Below are 16099 nucleotides of genomic sequence, written 5' to 3'. Positions count from 1 at the left end.
GGTCTTAGCGCTTCTTCTTGTTCTTCTTCTGCTCGCGCTGCTTGCCTTTGGTCTCCTGGGGCTTGTCGCCCTGCTTGGCCTCGGCGGCGGCCTTCTCGGCCTTCATCTTCTTGCGTTTGGTCTCGATGCGGAGTTTTTTGTTGATGCGCGCCTTGAGGAAGGGGCCAAACTGCTCGGCATCGCCGCGAACAAAGGTGTCCTTGGGGATCGTCACGCCCTGGTCGGCGAACATGGCCACAAAGATGCGCTCGCCGTCGAGCACGTGGTCGAGCTTCTCAAACGGGAAGAACTGCGACTTGCCGCTCTTGCCCCAGACCATCAGGCCGTCCTCGTTGGCGGCGACGCGGCGGTAGCGGCCGCCCATGGACTCGTCTGCCTCGACGGCTTCGATAAAGTCGCGCGCGAGCGTATGGTGCAGATTTTTGCTCCACCAGGCCAAAAAGGCGCCGAACACGATCAGCACGACGCCGAACTTGATCCAGCTGCCGCCGGCCACCAGCATGCCGATGCCGATGAGCACGGCAATCGCGGCGGCGACGTACAGGGAGCCACGGCGCCTGGGCGAGGCGACCAGGCGGGCGAAGTCGGTGACGAGGTCGTTTTCGTACTGATACTCGTTGAGGTACAGAATGCCGTCATCGGCCGCGGCCTGCGCCTCGAGCGCGACCTCGACCTGGTCGGCTGCTTCGGAGGGAATGAGGTTGCTCTCTGCGTCTGCCATGCTCTTTGGACTCCTATCGCGGCGGACTCGCCGTACGGGTTATTATGAATGCAGTATGCCGTGCGACCGCATGGCCGTCGCGGCAACAAGACTCAGTATACCCGGGGGAGCACCCATGGAATCGTTGTACCGAAAGTATCGCCCGCTCACCTTCGACTCCGTGGTGGGCCAGCAGCATATCGTCTCGACGCTCGAGCACGCCATCACCGAGGGGCGCCTGTCCCACGCCTACCTGTTCTGCGGACCGCGCGGCACGGGCAAGACCACCATGGCGCGCATTCTGGCCAAGGCGCTGCTGTGCCGCAATGCCGAGGCGGCGCGCGCCGAGGGTGCAAGCGGCTGCATGCCCGACGGTACTTGCGAGGAGTGCGAACTCATTGCCGAGGGCAACCACCCCGATGTCTACGAGCTCGATGCCGCAAGCCGTACCGGCGTGGACAATGTGCGCGAGGAAATCATCAACTCCGTCAACTTTGCCCCGGTGCGCGGCAAGTACAAGATCTATATCATCGACGAGGTCCACATGCTCACGACGGCGGCGTTCAACGCTCTGCTCAAGACGCTTGAGGAGCCGCCGGCGCACGTGATCTTTGTACTGTGCACCACCGATCCGCAAAAGATTCTGGAGACCATCCTCTCGCGCTGTCAGCGTTTCGATTTCCATCGCATCGGCAACGAGGATATTGAGCATCGCTTGGCATACGTGTGCGAGCAGGAGGGCTTCGATTACGACGACGAGGCGCTGGCCATCGTGGCGCGCCATGCCAAGGGCGGCATGCGCGACGCGTTGTCCACGCTGGAGCAGCTGAGCGTCTTTGGCAACGGTTCTGTGCATGCGGACGACGCCCGCTCGCTTTTAGGCGAGGTTTCGGACCAGATTCTGGGCGAGTTTTCCCGCGCCATTGCCGATCGCGATGTTGCCGAGCTCTATGGACTGATTCGTGCGCAGGTCGAGGAAGGAAACGATCTGCTGGAGCTGACGCGCGACCTGGTGGCGCATGTGCGTGACGTGTACGTTGCCTGCGTTGCCGGTGCCCGTGCCGAGCTGTTTGAGGGCGGCTCCGAGCAGGCCGAGGCGCTTGCTGCCGAGGCCGCTGCCTTTGGCGAGCATCCTGCCGACCGCCTGGCCCGTGTGCTGACAGTGCTCGACGATGCCGCACTGGAGATGAGGGGCGCGAGCGACGTGCGCCTGGTGCTCGAGATTGCCTGCACGCGTCTGGCACGTCCCGAGGCCGATTTGACGATTGAAGCTTTGGCTGAGCGCGTAGCTCGCTTGGAGGCCATGGTTGCCAACGCCGCCGTTCCGGCGAGCGTGGCTGCTGCTCAGGCCGCCGCGCCTGCAGCATCCGTACCCGCTGCTGCCCAGCAGCCGACGCTAATTTCGGGCGTCCGTGCTGCTGCTCCGGCGGCATCCGCTGCCCCTGCTGCTACGTCCGCGCGCCAGGGCGGTATGCCTTGGGACCGTGGTGCTGCCGCTCCGGCTGCCCAGCCTGCGCCCAAGTCCGCGGCTCCTGCGCCGGCGCCCAAACCTGTAACGCCTGCACCTCAACCCGTTGCGGCTCCGGCCCCCGCGCCTGCCACCGTTCCGGCACCTAAGCCCCAGTCCAACAATGCCGCCCAGGTTGCCGCCGCTGGTGCTGCCGAGACGCCCGCGGTCGAGGATGCCGGAGAGCTGCAGCGCAAATGGGCCGAGGTTGTCGAGCGTGTCAAGGCGCGTCAGGCTTCCTACGCAGGGCTTTTGCTCAACGCCCGCGCCACGGCCGACGACGGCTCCAAGCTCACGGTCTCGTTCCCCGCGGGTTCGACTTTTGCCATTAAGATGCTCGGTCGCGCCGATACGCAGTCGGTGGTCCTGCCGACGGTCTGCGCGGTCTTCGGTCGTCGTACCGTCGACTATGTCCTGGGTGGGGGTGGCATGCCGGCTCCTCAACATGAGGAGCATTCTCCATCTGCACGGGCTGCGGCATCTGCGGACCCGCAACCCGTGTCCTCGGCGGCCCCTGTATCCTCGAGCGCCAGCGCGCCGCAGCAGCAAGCGGCGCCGGTAGCGGCATCGACCCCGTCGGCGCCTAAGCCCGCGGCGCCCAAACCGGCTGCTCCGACACCCGCGCCCAAGCCCGTTTCGCCCGCGCCCAAGTCGTCTGACCTGGGCAAAGCCCCCTGGCTACGCTCCGACAACCCCGCCGGCGCTCCTGCCACGGGTAAGCTCCCGACCGAGCCCGCACCCCGTGCGCCCGAGCGCTCGGCTGCCCCGAAGGCTCAGCCTGTCGCGCAGTCCGCGCCGTGGGAATCCGAGCAGGTGCCCTACGACGACGCCATGGTCGGCGGCTTCGCTGGCGATGCGAGCGGGGACGATCTGCCTCCGTTCGACGTGCCGGGTGCGACACCCGCGCCCAAGCCCGCTGCGGAGGCACCCGCGGCCCCCGCAAGCGACGACGCCCCCGCGGCTCCCTGGGAGTCCAACCCCGGTGCGGGCAGCCCCTTCGGCCATCAGGGCGCAGCCCCGAGCATCCCGCAGACCGAGGACGAGGCCAAAGACCTCATCCGCAGCGTCTTCGGTCAGGCCACCATCTTCAAGCCGGTGGAGTAACCGTGTGGGCGGGTATACTGCTCAAGAAGAGAACCCTTTGAACGGAGCGAGCTTATGATGCGGGAATATGCCCGCCTCGAGGACGATACGCAGGTTTCGTATTCCGAAGTCCGTGAGGACAACACGGTGAAGGTCGTTGTGGAGCGCCCGCGCGATTGGGGTTTTGACACGGCGGAGTGTATCTTGCCGGCATTCAATTGGGTGTCACACGAGGGCTTTAGCGAAGCGAACCTCAAAGAACTCGATGATTTTGTGCGCAACAACGCCCCGCTCATCTTGCGTTTTGCTTACGAAGGCGGACGAGTCTATGCCTAGTCTTTTCCGACTCGGCCATATATCACTTTCTTTTGTCCGGGCGCATCTGTATTTCGTACATGTGTAGCGTGGTGCCACGTATCTCGCATTCGAGCAGGCAGGTACGTGACGGCCGGCCTAGGGTGCTGAGGTCGACACGATACGTCGCACGGCTGTCCGAGTACTCGACTTGTTCGGCGCTGACGGTTGCTCCGATTGTCAAAAAAGAGCCTAGCTCGGCATCGACAATCTTGGAATCTTTTATCTTGACCTTGAGCTCTTGGTAGAGGGACGGGCTGTTGTAGTAAACGGTTCGGGTTCCGTCGGTGCACTCATCGGTCGCTTCCCATTTGACGGTTGGCTGGTCCGAGCTGGCTACCAGCAGTTCTGCTCCAAAGGCTATAGCGTGGGTGACGATAACCAGCAATGCCCAGGCGGCAAAGAGATAGATAACCAAATATAGAGCGGGGTGTTTTGAGCGGATGTTTTGGAGCGCGTCGGGGGCATTCACGGGGTACCTCCAAATTGCTATTTATGGCAACCAAATTATACCCTGCCGCCATGTGCGCCGCCTCGAGCAGCGGTTCGGCATTTAGCTGTTTAGTGGCACACATGAAATGCCGGATTCGGCTCTACTAGATTGAGTGTGCGATATTATGCAGCCTTGCATAATTCGACCTTGCATAATCTTTGCGTGCGGTTTGTATTGGAGGACATGTATATCGACTGAGGTAGCGTGTCCGCCCCGTTCGCTGGCCTCACGCCGTGGTACGATTTTTGAGTTTGAAAGTCCCGCCGCGCTCCGGCTGCCCTTGCAGCTCGGCGTGCGGCCGCACGTAAAGGAGCCATCATGGCCGGTATGAACATGCAGCAGATGATGAAGCAGGCTCGCAAGATGCAGGAGCAGCTTGCCGCCGCGCAGGAGAACCTCAAGTCCCAGACCGTCGACGCCTCTGCCGGCGGCGGTATGGTCAAGGTGACCGTTAACGGCGAGATGGAGCTCGTCAACCTCACTATTGACCCCGATGCCCTCGATCCCGAGGACGTCGATATGCTGCAGGACATGATCATGGCTGCCGTCAACGAGGCCGTCCGCGGCGTCAACGAGCTCGCCAACAAGCAGATGGGCGCCATCACCGGCGGCCTCAACATCCCGGGCATGCCGTTCTAAGACACGCATATATATGAGTGCGAATCACAGTCTGCAAAAACTGCTCGATGAGCTGGGCCGTCTGCCGGGCATTGGTCCCAAGTCGGCCCAGCGCATCGCCTATTACCTGCTCGAGGCCGATGCCGAGGAGGCCCGCCGCCTGGCCGAGGCCATCCTGGAGGTTAAGCAGGAGGTCCACTTTTGCAGCCGTTGCTTTAACTACGCCACGGCCGACGAGTGCTCCATCTGCCAGGATTCGATGCGCGACACTACTCGCATTTGCGTGGTGGGCGAGCCGCGCGACGTCCAGGCAATCGAGCGCACGGGCAGCTACCATGGCCTGTACCATGTTCTGGGCGGCGTGATCAGCCCCATGGACAAGATTGGTCCCGAGCAGCTGCACATCCGCGAGCTGCTGGCGCGTTTGGGCCACGAGGATATCCATGAGGTCATCATCGCCACCAACCCCAATATTGAGGGCGAGACCACGGCGAGCTACCTGGCCCGCACTATCAAGCCGCTGGGCGTTGAGGTGTCGCGTCTGGCGAGCGGCCTGCCCGTGGGCGGCGACCTGGAGTATGCCGACGAGCTTACGCTTGGGCGCGCCATTGAGGCCCGTCGCACGATTTAGGTGGCGAGCCTGCTCCTGCCGTATGTTTTCCTGGCGACGCACGGGGCAGTCATAATTTCCCCGTGCGACTATAAGTTTGTTGTGCAACAAAGATACTTTGTATCCGCTTATCGCATGGATGCTTCCACTCGCATCCTTAATTTGCTCATTCGTTGCGCAACCTTTTGGGTTCGCTGATACACTCAATATGGATTCGAATGAATGCGCCGCTCCCGAGCGGCGTGTTTTTGTTGGAGGAGAACGCATGCGGCCCGGTGGCACTCAGACAAAGCGCGGCGCCGCGGTGCGCATGCGACGCCGACTGGGCTTGGCGCCGCGGGCGTACGCACTGCTGTCTTGCTCGCTGGTGCTGGTCATAGCTGGCGTTTCTGCCTATGGCATGACCGTGCCGTCCATGATGCAGGCACATGCCGCACGCGAACCGCGCGTGGGGCATGAGGTCAAAAGTGATCTGGGCACCGCGACTGGATATGCTTGGGCAAGTGTGGTCGCGCATATTGTGTTTGGCACCGACGACGCGGACGGCGCCGAGGCCCCGGACAACGAAGTCACGCTTGCCAATGGCAAAACCATCGTGCTCACCAACACCAAGATCATCGATCGGTTGTCCAACAATAGCGTGGCGGCAACGGTGAATAAGGTCGAGCAGCAGAAGGAACAGGACGCCCAGCAGTCCGGAAAGCCCGGTAACTCGGATACTTCTGGCTCCGGCTCGGATTCGTCGAGTTCGGGCGGCGGCTCTGGGTCGGGTTCCTCTGCCGGAGGGTCTGGAAACGGCGGCTCGACGGGCGGCAACGCTGACAACGATGCAAACTCCGGTGGCCTTTCCGCTGCTGAGGAAGAGAGCATTCACAGTTGGCTTGTGACCAAGTACAACATGCTCGACGGCTATGTTTCTCGTGCCAATGACGTGGTCTCGACCTATAACTCTACGGGAGATCCCAGGCCGTGCGACAGCCTGGTCGGGGAGATGTTTGTCATTCGAGCCGAGTTTGGTCGTCAGACATTCTCGCCCCGGTCAAAGTGGTATCAGCAGTATGCCAATCTGTGGGGCTGCTACACCAACCTATGTCAATGGGTCGGCCATTACGGCGATGATGACGTCGCGCTCGGTAACTTCAACAATAACGTGGCGGCGCTTGCCCTATGATGACCGATCTTGCATCCACCACACCACAATCGCTCGGTCGCGATCCCATGGTCGGCCTGCGCCTGGCGCGTGTCGACGGGTTTGAGCCGGCCATTGCGCTCGGTCAGGACGAACTGCCTGCCTATCTGCGTCGTTTTACGATACTGTTTGCCGACGATGCCACCATGCGCCGTGGCGGTATCGGCCGCGTGACGCGTGCCGTCAACGCCCAAGGCGAGGCCGTGGCACTCAAGCAGCTCATCTTGCCAACGTGCGATGAGTTTGACGATGCCGCCCATGAGGCGCTGGTCGCCAAGTTCAAAGCGGCGTTTCGCGAGGAATACGAATGCCATCGCGCCCTTTCGGGCCTTAAGGGCTTTCCCCGCCTCTATGGCTGGGGCGAGGTCGACGGTGTGCCTGCAATTGTCATGGAATGGGTCGAGGGCGAGACGCTCGCCCGCTTGCGCTCGCGCTTTGCCGTGGACGATGCCGGCCGCCTATCGCCGCTTGTGGCGGCGCGTCTGGGTCGCGACCTGTTCGATCTGCTCTGCCGTATGAGCCTGGTGGGCGAGGGCTTTGTCCATCGCGATATCTCGCCCGCTAATATTATGGTGCGTACGGCGCGTCTACCGCTTGACCGGCAGCTTGCCGAGGGCACCTTTGACCTGTGCCTGATCGACTTTGGCTCGTCGCTGGCGCTTGAGCCTGCGTCGGCCGTGGCCGGTACCGGCGGCAAGGCGTCGTTTACGGAGCGCTATGCCACGCTGCGTCGCGCGACGGTTGCCTATGCCCCGCCCGAGATGCTCACCGACGATATTCCCGACCTGCGCGCTTTGCGTATGTCGCCGGCGATCGACGTCTATGCCGCAGCAAGCACGGTTTACGAGCTCATTGCCGGCGCCGCGCCATACGAAGCCGCGCCGAGCACTTCGGGCACCTCGGGTTCGCGCAAAAAGACGCGCGACATCGCCAGCCCCTACCGTCTCAAGATGGACACGCTGCCCGACTATCCCATTGGTGCCCATGCGCCCGGTTGCGATTTGACTCAGCTGCTTCGTCGTGAGCCCGATGTGGCGCTCGTTGCGGCCGAGCAGGCCCAGCAGCTGGGGCTTGAGCCGGATTCCGAGGAGCTACGCGATGCGCTGGCGTTTGTCGATGCCCAGCTGTTCGACGTGGTGATGGCCTGTCTGTCCAGCCATCAAAAAGATCGTCCCGAGCCGGCGGCGGTCGAGGCGGCGCTCTCGGCGTTTTGTGACCACTATGCGCAAAATGTCGGTCGTTCGCTCCGCGGCGAGCCGCTCACGCCGTGCCCCATGGATGCGTCTGGCCGCGCGGTTCGTCGCGCGCTGATGGTCGGCGCGACGGTCGTCTGTGGCGTGGTTTGGGCTGTGGTCGTGGTTTCGGCCGCGCTGCTGGCGTCGGGCGCTCGCGTGACGGCGACTTTGGGATCGCTCGTGTGGTCTGGGTCGCTACCGGGTATTATTGCCGCACTGGCGTTGGCGCTGCCAGGCATAGCCGGCGTTGCCGCGGGGGCACTTGCGCGCGATCGGCGCTCGGGCTTCCTGCAGGGTGTGCTTGCGCTTTCTGCCTGCGAGGTTCCGGTGCTGGTTGTGGCTGCATGTAGCGTATTTTCCCAACGCGCCGTGATGGGCGGCCTTGTTGCCGCTCTGGTTGCAACCTATACGCTTACGTGGTTTTTGCTTGCGATGGGCTTTGCCTTTGAACTTTCCGTTTCGGCACCGCGACGCACAAAAGCCCAGATGGCGACTCCGCTTGCCGGTGGAGCCGCAGCTGCCCGTACTTTTGGCGGACCTGTCGAAGTATCGTCCGATTCTATTTCTACGACCAAGGAGGCCTAGGTCATGGCATCTCAAGTTGAGCTCACCCCATGCGGGGCCATGTTTGACATCTTTAAGCGCGCAGCGCATCTGAGCCATATCGAGCTGTGCGGCTTGGTGCTTTCGTCCCGTCCGCTCGCCGACGGCCGCAGCCCGCAGAGCCGAGCCGCCGATCGCTCTTGGGTTTCCCGCTTTATCGTTCGCGCGCCGGTCGGCACGCTTCAGCAGCGCTACTTTGCCGAATACGGTACCTCGGCTGCGCGTATTATGTCGCAACTGGCCCTGCGCCAGCGCAATCCCATGGACTCCACGGCTGTAATCAATATGGTGTGCGGTCCTGCAGGTGAACCGATGGTACGCGCGCTCGAAGAGTGCCACCAGGACACGAATCTCTATCGCAACGCGCTCGATCGCCTGTCCCAGGCGGCGGAACTCATGCCCGCCGAGCGCGCCGAGGTCGTGCTGGTGCTGTTTGTCGCCGTCGGTTGTTCGGCGGATGTGCGGTCCTCGGTGAACTATGCCATCGACTACGCGAACGCGACCTGCGGCGGAGGCACATCCACGCCGCGTTCGCTTGGCATGTCGCTGACTGCGGGCGAACGCGAACCCGCCCCGGCGCACCCTTTGGGCTTGCTGCGCGTGCAAAACAGTTTTGTCGTGAGCGCCCCGCGCTGGATTCAGCCGAGTGAGCAGGGTGTTGAGATTGGCGCGCTGGCCACTGGTGAGGGCGATATTACCGACGTCGGCGACGATGTCTCGGCCCGCCATGCCCATATCTGGTGCGATGCTCAAAATATCTGGCACGTCGAGGACTTGTCGTCCACCAACGGAACCGTGGTGGTAAACGGGGCCACGCGCGTTTGCATTCAGGTCGAGCCCGGCCGTTCCGCCCAGCTCAATCCCGGCGACGAGCTCAAGCTCGGCGAATCCACTACCTATGCCATCCTCTTCGGTGCCCTCTAGCCGGCAGTTAAGGACGTTCCTTTTCTGCCGGCACTTGGGGACACTCCTCGGCGCGCCAGAGCCGGTCGCCTGGGGATGGAGAGGCCATTTTGGCCCTTGGCGGTCAGTCGGGGCGAAACTAGAAGATCTTTCCGATTCGCGGCTGTTCATGCTTGTAGAGCATCTAAAACAATAGGATGTTATTCTGGAATATGCCGGGTGCGTGAACTTGCCTGTCTTAGCCTTAATAAGGTATAGGGGAGTTTGGCTCAGGGGTTCCGTGTTGTTCTTCAGCGCAGTATTGTGGGACAGATTTGCTGAGATTGGCGCCTTACACCGCAGAGCGCACGGAAGGCTCTCGATTTGTGTTCTGGCCCCAGAATACAGGGCCTGATACTTACCAACTGTGGCATGGATGTAACATCTGTAGAAATCAACCCTTTTGTTGTCGACCTTTGTAAGAAAAACACTGCCATCAACTCTTTGGATGACGAAACTAGGGTGCTTGAGGGGAGCCTTTACTCCCCTCTGAGAGATGACTCATGTTTTTCGCTTGTCGTTGTGAATCCTCCGTTACTGCCGATTCCGGATGAGATTCCTTATCCCTTCGTTTGAGATGGAGGACAATCGGGTCTGGATAAAACACTTCGTATTCTTAAGGGTGGCGATACGCATTTAGAGAAAAACGGTAAATACTGCTAATAGGGGTGACGACGATGGTGCGGGGGCGACCCGCGATGCTCTCATCAATACGTCGGATACTTGGGAAATCAGGTCTAGATGCATGTATGATGATGCTGTGTGGCTATTCAATTAATCCGCGTTCCGAATGGGTGCAGGGTATAGCTGCGACATCGTATGCTTTTGACCCGGCGCGATACTCAGATATTTCTGAGGCGGTTGACGAAGTTTATACGCACAATGCCGCGCAAGGCGTTTCGGAAGTTTGCACACCTACGTTACGGGCTTAGGTTTCTTCAAGCGAGCAGGCCGGTTGCGTTATTTCGAGCGATTTTTCTAGTCTAGACGACAAAAGGCAAAGGATTTGATGGGTATAAAACGCGGACGTTTGTGGGCGGATGCTCAAATCTATTGTGGCAATCGGGCGGTTGAAAAAGATATTTCAACCGCCCGATTGCCAGGTTCGTCGGAGGAGATGTCCGATTCCGACTCTCTTGTAGGAAGAGCTTGAGATCGTATTGGCCCAAGGCAATCTTAAAGCAGTCTCATTGGCAAATCTTCGCTCCTGTTGTGTTGAGGTGTAAGGTATCAGTGATTGATGTTTTGTGGCGGGTAGATTGGGGCCTTCCTTGATTCGATGCGTTCTCTCGAGGTTCATCAGAGCAAAAGGGGCTTTCGTCTTCATTGCTATCACGGTGATTGGAACCGCTCTCTCCTATGCCATGCCATACGTGAACGGGAAATTCTTAGATTTTCTTCTCGGTAACCGCAGCGAAAGAGACGCCGTACTCTTCGCGCTCCTGGTTGCGTCAATAGGAGTTTTCTCCACCCTCTTTACTTATTTTGCAGGAACACTTTCCATTCGCATAACCACGAGACTTTCCTTTGATCTTCTCAGGGAGGCCGTCTTGCGTTTTGAAAGAGACGATTACTTGGTGAGTCGGACCATCGATCCAGCCTATACAACGCAACGGATTATTTCCGACTCTAGCGTGGTCTCATCCTTCGTTTTGGCGAATTTTATCAGTGCGCCGCTGTCCATTGTAGCCATTCCCATCGTATTGCTTATCATATGGTCAATTGATTCAACTCTCGCGGTGTTTTCCATCATTCTCCTCATCGTGTATTTCTGTGTAATTACTGGGTTGAGGAAACTTTTGTATAGGGTCACGTATGAGAAGAAAGAGGCGGACAGCGCCTTTTACGCCGCAATTGCATCGCAGCTTAATCAGATTCTCAACATTCAACTGACATCTTCGTACGGCAAGAGCGAACAAGCGCTCGACGCTGGGTTTAAGAGCTATTTTCCCAAAGTTTTGCGCTCCGGAAAGCTATCATATTCTCTGACATCGCTCGATGGTCTTTTCGCAGCGTTGTTTCAAGCGGTGATACTTGTTGTTTCCGGAGTACGAATCATTAACGGAACTATGTCAATAGGCGAGTACACTATCATCGGTACATACTTCGCGGTTCTCTTTAAGACTTTGAAAAGTATGATGTCATTGTTCAAATCCTATCAAGATGCCAAAGCATCATGGGATAGGACGGCTATCGCGACGAGAGAAAAGGAGAGATCGGGGTGGAATCGGACCGATTTAGCTAAACTCGATGAAATAAATGACATTTCGGTATCTGATTTGGAATTCTCGGTTGCCCTTCCAGACGGATCTGTCCGAGAGGTCCTCGGCGGGTTTTCTTTCAAGTTTTCCGGTCCTGGTACATATTGCATAGTTGGGGAAAACGGAAGAGGCAAGACGTCACTTCTTTACTTGATGCTCGGGCTATACTCATCGAAAGGCAAAGTAAAATACAACGGCGTGCCAATCGAAGAATGCGACTTGGATTACATACGTGCGAGAGAGATATCGTGCTGCCCACAGTCGTGCTTCGCGCCGGACGAAACGGTGAAAGAGCTGTTAGAGTATTTCGACACGCCCTTATCTTCCTATCACCGGGGTGTAGATGGCCTACTTTCGCTGGAAAACAGCGTGAAGGAGTTGCTCGGGAAACGTTGCTCCGCGCTTTCGGGCGGTGAGCTGCGCCGAGTGTACTTATGGTCGGCGATTTCACGCAAGTCGTCAGTTTTGGTACTCGACGAGCCCACGACTGGGTTAGACGCTGTAAGCCGCGCCGAGCTTGCGGCCTATGTTAAGCGCAACAAGCAAAGCCAGCTGATCATCATTGTCTCTCACGATGACGAGATGGTCGGCGCGGTAGAAGGGGTAGTGGATTTAGGCAGCATGTACCGGGGTAAATGCTGACAAGTGTAGTGCTACCCAACTGACAGAGATAACAAAAAAGCGATGCAGATGCACGTAGCATTCAGTCGGTTCGGACTCGGTGCCTTCACGCCATCGCAACGCTTTCAGATATAGTTCTCATTCTCTTACTAAAGGAAACTTTAGTCTACGTTGTCTTGTCGAGACAGAGGTGAAGCGAAGTGTTGTCGCGACGTATCTTATTCCAGGTGGCTCAGTATCATCGTGAGAATCACACCAAAGTGTACTTACAATTCTCGTGTCCCACGGACAACATGAGCTGAGCATTGAGGTTCCACCCTTTGCTGCAACTACACGGGGTTGGACGGCAATGAATATGCCGGGCCGCATGCCACGCGCAGCGGGGGTCCATGCCCCAGTATGTTGCCTACAGCAGCCTCGATGTCCACGCACACATCATCTCTGCCTTCGTGTTCAATCCGTTTGCCGGAGAGTGCGAGGGTTACAAGGCCGTAGAATACGAGCCGAACAAATGAAATGCGGTATCGACGCATAGGATTAAACTGACGATTGCTTTGCACCGAAAATACGCCCGGAAAGCCGCTATGGGTGGCGGCCCGGGTTAAATTGAGAGGCCCGTCCGATCACTTTCATGTGACGAACGGTCGGGCTTCTTATTCCACTTGCCAATGCTCGGCTCATATTGGAAGAAAGCTACGCTAATGTTTGCGTGATACTCCTATTTTTTCCGAAGAAAGAATCGGATAATGAAGAATAACAATAAAAAAGGTGCCAGATATAAAGCAAGTACAAAGGTTAATCCAACGAGACCTTGCAATAATGGCATAACTCCTCCCAGACACGAGATTTTGGTATTTGTCCCCATCTTATTTTGAATTGGACCAAATAGTTCCTAGACACAAAAACTACTCGTCAACTGGATCGCACCAATCTGCTGGCAAAACACAGCTTGATTCTTTATCGACATAGCACCAATCCGCAACAGGGCACTCGGCGATGTCGTAAAAATTGCATATATCAACTCCAAGACAACAAGGCTCAACGGGAGTATGTTCATTTGAACCAACAGGATGGATATGCTTCATAACAGCTCCTCACCTTAATCCAATTAGAGACTACGTTTGATCAATGCCACAGTGATCTACAACGCAGATGCTGCCGCCATCCATGTCATAGTCGCAGTAATCGTATGCACCACAGCCATCTGCTTTATCATAAACAGTACAGATGTCAGTAATGCCCAAGAGGCAGTCAAAAGACATCGGCTTCACGCCTGCCTCGTCGCCACTTCCTGGATTAATCGGATGAATATGCTTCACGACTACCTCCCTTTGAGTGCAGAAAAACCTCAATATTGTGTATAACAAACCAAGATGTCTAGTTCACCATATTTCTAGAATGGTTTCGGCGAACGTAGCAATAAGCTTCGCAGACGGTAATCAGAAGAACGAACACCTCCACAATGGTGACAGCAATGCGCTGAACCGCTTATTCCGATACAGTAGCTTCTCGTTGATTTTTCTCCTGCGAAGATGAGTGGCGGGAAATAAGGTCAAAAGCCATCTCGTAGCACATTTTTCTATATTCACATGATGCAGGGTGTAGACTCTTGGGCAAGTAGCCGTGCTCGTCTGCAGCCTCCCAGCTACAGCCCCCACCACAGAAAGACCGAGCCCAACAGTCCGTACAGTCAATTCTTTTTTCGACACCCTGACTCCAGTTTTCAATATACCTAGTTTCGTCAATTCCGGTGACGATGTTGCCCATTTTGAATCGCATCATCCCGACAAACCTGTGACAGGGGTATACGTCCCCTTCGGGAGTCACGGAAATAAAACGCCTGCCAGCCCCGCATCCGACAAAGGCGATCCTGTTGCTCATAATCAAATCAACTGCAGTTTTCAATGTTCTAAACAAGGGCTTTTCCCCTTGATCAATCTGTTTGAGATATTGATCCGCCAAATCTATTAGGCCCGCCCTGATTTTGTTTAATGAGTGTTCGTCGAGTTTGATATTCTCATCGAATGAGCTCACGGGCGAGAAGTAAATCCTTCTGAAGCCCATCTCTTTAAACTGAAGATAGTCTTCAACAAGGTTACAGTTATTATTTGTTAAGGTCGCTCTTGCGCCGAAGGGGAACGACTCGGAAAAACGACGAACGTTTTTGTCGATATCGGAGAAAGAGCCGCCTCCCGTCTTGTACGGGCGCGATGCATCGTGCTTGCATCCTGTACCATCGAGACTAATCAGAACAGAAAACCCGTGCTCCTTGAAAGAATTCACAGCAGTGTCATTCAAAAGCGTTCCGTTGGTCGTAATAGAATAGGTAAAGTTTCTATTGGGGTATATTCTTTTTGAATAGTCGACCGTTTTCCATATCAGCGGCTCGTTAATCATGGGTTCCCCACCAAAAAAGACGATTGCAAGCGTTTCGTTTTCCGATGAACTTGCGACGAGGTAGTCGACCGCCTTGAAGGCTATCTCGTCTGTCATCAGCAGAGGAGACGTTCCATAATCTCCTTTACCGGCAAAACAGTAACTACAACCAAGGTTGCATGCATGTGAAACGTGGAGTTCGATGGATCTAAGTTTTCGAGGCGTGTCTTTTGTTAAGAAAGTCCGCTCAGACAATCGTTGATACTCATCAATGTCGTCTTCAAGTTCTGCTATGGTCGTTTGGTCGTAGCCTTTCGCAGCAAGTGACTTTGTTAGCAACTTCGAGTTGACCGTTCTTCCCGATGCTTCAAATATGCGAAGCGCATCTTCTGATGCTTGGTCAACCTGAAAGCAATTGCGAGTGACCTCATCGAAGCAGTAACGACGATCACTTACTGAGAAAAAATGCATACGTTCCTCAATTTCATGCTGGACTGGCACTAACCTTGTTTATTGTTACGCAGCTATAAAAAACCACCAGCGGGGATTCGGTGTGCGGCCCAATCGGACTCCCAAAAGGTTCTATTTGAGACTGGCAAGCTTTGTGTTGTTGGCACTTCGACAGCGCTCTTTATTCCAACATGGAGCCTCGCAGTTTGAGTCGACTTGCCTCTGGAAGGTCCGATCTCAACTTGATTTAGGATGAAAACAGATTACAGGCGCGCTCCTCTAGAAAGAAAGGAAACCAATCGCCGCCTTTCACCAGGAAAGTTTTTATAGCCCACCTCGAGCAAAATGAAAGATGCGAGAGCGATTGGGGAACAACGCGAATCTCCCCTTTTGGGTGGGAGCGAGCCTTCAGCCACCGGCGAACGACTCGCCCTGGTCAGAATCTGGAAGTGGTGCCGGGCCGCTTGGGCCTCCCCGGTGACTTCGTGGGGCTTACCTGCCTGACGTCGAGGAGTACATCCGCAAGATTCGTTCCCTATGCCGTTTGCTCTCACGCCCGCCTTGGTTCCAAGTCGGGCGAGCACGAGGTCGCGCCGGCGCATCCGCTGGGACTGCTGCGCGTGCAAAACGGCTACGCGGTGAGCGTCCCGCGCTGGATTCAGCCGAGTGAGGAAGGCGTCGAGATCGGCGCGCTGGCAACGGGGGAGGGCGGCATCACCGATGTGGGCGATGACGTTTCGGCTCGCCATGCCCACGTGTGGTGCGATGACCAAAATGTCTGGTACGTTGAGGACCTGTCGTCCACCAACGGAACCGTGGTGGTAAACGACGCGACGAACGTCTGCACCCAGGTCGAGCCCGGCCGCTCCGCCCAGCTCAACCCCGGTGACGAGCTCAAGCTCGGAGAATCCACAACCTACGCCATCCTCCTCGGCGCCCTCTGACTCATCTCCTAAATAAGTTGCGGTGAAATAGGGGCTGTTTAAGGCTACGGCCGGCAAAAACAGTTCCTATTTCACCGCAGCTGCCATTTGGTCCCTCGGTGACGGAAGGATCA

15 protein-coding genes and 1 pseudogene are annotated in these 16099 nt (G+C 57.1%); 11 read left to right on the top strand and 5 right to left on the bottom strand.

All coding sequences use genetic code 11. The annotated features are described in order from the left end of the window. Nucleotides 1-4: 4 nt before the first annotated feature. Nucleotides 5-721, bottom strand: a complete 717-nt coding sequence (locus DXC79_RS00855) for a hypothetical protein (protein WP_117634458.1) — start codon at nt 719-721, stop codon at nt 5-7. Between the two features lie 115 nt (nt 722-836). Here DXC79_RS00855 and dnaX point away from each other — a divergent pair, with 115 nt between their 5' ends. Beyond that, on the top strand, nt 837-3311 hold the full coding sequence (gene dnaX / locus DXC79_RS00850; RefSeq protein WP_158550932.1) for a DNA polymerase III subunit gamma/tau: 2475 nt from the start codon (nt 837-839) through the stop codon (nt 3309-3311). Between the two features lie 54 nt (nt 3312-3365). Beyond that, on the top strand, nt 3366-3626 hold the full coding sequence (locus DXC79_RS00845) for a hypothetical protein (protein ID WP_117634453.1): 261 nt from the start codon (nt 3366-3368) through the stop codon (nt 3624-3626). Between the two features lie 22 nt (nt 3627-3648). On the opposite strand, the gene DXC79_RS00840 is transcribed toward DXC79_RS00845, so the two are convergent. Further along, a complete protein-coding gene (locus DXC79_RS00840; protein ID WP_117634451.1) occupies nt 3649-4116 on the bottom strand; it encodes a hypothetical protein in 468 nt (155 codons plus the stop codon). A 339-nt stretch (nt 4117-4455) separates the two neighbouring features. Between DXC79_RS00840 and DXC79_RS00835 the strand changes: the two genes are divergently transcribed. The 8 genes and pseudogenes from DXC79_RS00835 to DXC79_RS10250 all read left to right on the top strand — a co-directional run bounded on the left by DXC79_RS00835 (nt 4456) and on the right by DXC79_RS10250 (nt 12731). Further along, entirely contained in the window at nt 4456-4776 is a 321-nt protein-coding gene (locus tag DXC79_RS00835) for a YbaB/EbfC family nucleoid-associated protein (protein ID WP_006235174.1), read from the top strand. 13 nt (nt 4777-4789) lie between these two features. Continuing rightward, nucleotides 4790-5386 carry a recombination mediator RecR gene (gene recR / locus DXC79_RS00830; protein WP_089573257.1) on the top strand — a complete coding sequence of 199 codons (597 nt, stop codon included), beginning with the start codon at nt 4790-4792 and terminating at the stop codon, nt 5384-5386. A gap of 244 nt (nt 5387-5630) precedes the next feature. Next, complete coding sequence (locus DXC79_RS00825; protein WP_117634449.1) at nt 5631-6536, top strand: hypothetical protein; 906 nt, start codon at nt 5631-5633, stop codon at nt 6534-6536. Beyond that, a complete protein-coding gene (locus DXC79_RS00820) occupies nt 6533-8374 on the top strand; it encodes a hypothetical protein (protein ID WP_117634447.1) in 1842 nt (613 codons plus the stop codon). The genes DXC79_RS00825 and DXC79_RS00820 overlap by 4 nt, the downstream gene beginning before the upstream one ends. Nucleotides 8375-8377: 3 nt before the next feature. Further along, on the top strand, nt 8378-9316 hold the full coding sequence (locus DXC79_RS00815) for an FHA domain-containing protein (RefSeq protein ID WP_117584186.1): 939 nt from the start codon (nt 8378-8380) through the stop codon (nt 9314-9316). 327 nt (nt 9317-9643) lie between these two features. Continuing rightward, nucleotides 9644-9910, top strand: a pseudogene (locus tag DXC79_RS10300) (methyltransferase); the annotation flags it as partial. A 695-nt stretch (nt 9911-10605) separates the two neighbouring features. Continuing rightward, nucleotides 10606-12237, top strand: a complete 1632-nt coding sequence (locus DXC79_RS00805) for an ABC transporter ATP-binding protein (protein ID WP_117634445.1) — start codon at nt 10606-10608, stop codon at nt 12235-12237. A gap of 368 nt (nt 12238-12605) precedes the next feature. After that, nucleotides 12606-12731 (top strand): hypothetical protein, encoded by a 126-nt coding sequence (locus DXC79_RS10250; protein ID WP_255413194.1) that lies wholly within the window; start codon nt 12606-12608, stop codon nt 12729-12731. A gap of 390 nt (nt 12732-13121) precedes the next feature. Here the strand turns inward: DXC79_RS10250 and DXC79_RS09980 are convergent, their stop codons facing one another. From DXC79_RS09980 to DXC79_RS00800, 3 genes are all read right to left on the bottom strand, one after another. Next, nucleotides 13122-13301, bottom strand: a complete 180-nt coding sequence (locus DXC79_RS09980; protein ID WP_128620790.1) for a hypothetical protein — start codon at nt 13299-13301, stop codon at nt 13122-13124. A 30-nt stretch (nt 13302-13331) separates the two neighbouring features. Next, the gene (locus tag DXC79_RS09975; protein WP_124785779.1) at nt 13332-13535 is read right to left on the bottom strand and encodes a hypothetical protein; all 204 of its coding nucleotides are present in this window, start codon (nt 13533-13535) and stop codon (nt 13332-13334) included. 169 nt (nt 13536-13704) lie between these two features. Then, nucleotides 13705-15063: a radical SAM/SPASM domain-containing protein gene (locus DXC79_RS00800; RefSeq protein WP_082421808.1), complete on the bottom strand. Its 1359-nt coding sequence runs from the start codon at nt 15061-15063 to the stop codon at nt 13705-13707. Nucleotides 15064-15506: 443 nt separating this feature from the next. Between DXC79_RS00800 and DXC79_RS00795 the strand changes: the two genes are divergently transcribed. Beyond that, nucleotides 15507-15986: an FHA domain-containing protein gene (locus tag DXC79_RS00795; protein ID WP_187361855.1), complete on the top strand. Its 480-nt coding sequence runs from the start codon at nt 15507-15509 to the stop codon at nt 15984-15986. Nucleotides 15987-16099 lie beyond the last annotated feature (113 nt).

The sequence above is a fragment of the Collinsella sp. TF08-11AT genome, assembly GCF_003437035.1.
In the GTDB taxonomy this organism is placed as follows: Bacteria; Actinomycetota; Coriobacteriia; order Coriobacteriales; family Coriobacteriaceae; genus Collinsella.
This window is presented reverse-complemented; position numbering and strand designations above follow the sequence as displayed.

Bases quoted from the DNA above. Each gene is read 5' to 3' on its own strand.
- dnaX (WP_158550932.1), top strand. From the start codon at position 837: ATGGAATCGTTGTACCGAAAGTATCGCCCGCTCACCTTCGACTCCGTG.
- recR (WP_089573257.1), top strand. From the start codon at position 4,790: ATGAGTGCGAATCACAGTCTGCAAAAACTGCTCGATGAGCTGGGCCGT.
- DXC79_RS00845 (WP_117634453.1), top strand. From the start codon at position 3,366: ATGATGCGGGAATATGCCCGCCTCGAGGACGATACGCAGGTTTCGTAT.
- DXC79_RS00800 (WP_082421808.1), bottom strand. From the start codon at position 15,063: ATGCATTTTTTCTCAGTAAGTGATCGTCGTTACTGCTTCGATGAGGTC.
- DXC79_RS00855 (WP_117634458.1), bottom strand. From the start codon at position 721: ATGGCAGACGCAGAGAGCAACCTCATTCCCTCCGAAGCAGCCGACCAG.
- DXC79_RS10250 (WP_255413194.1), top strand. From the start codon at position 12,606: ATGCCCCAGTATGTTGCCTACAGCAGCCTCGATGTCCACGCACACATC.
- DXC79_RS09980 (WP_128620790.1), bottom strand. From the start codon at position 13,301: ATGAAGCATATCCATCCTGTTGGTTCAAATGAACATACTCCCGTTGAG.
- DXC79_RS00825 (WP_117634449.1), top strand. From the start codon at position 5,631: ATGCGGCCCGGTGGCACTCAGACAAAGCGCGGCGCCGCGGTGCGCATG.
- DXC79_RS00815 (WP_117584186.1), top strand. From the start codon at position 8,378: ATGGCATCTCAAGTTGAGCTCACCCCATGCGGGGCCATGTTTGACATC.
- DXC79_RS00835 (WP_006235174.1), top strand. From the start codon at position 4,456: ATGGCCGGTATGAACATGCAGCAGATGATGAAGCAGGCTCGCAAGATG.
- DXC79_RS00820 (WP_117634447.1), top strand. From the start codon at position 6,533: ATGATGACCGATCTTGCATCCACCACACCACAATCGCTCGGTCGCGAT.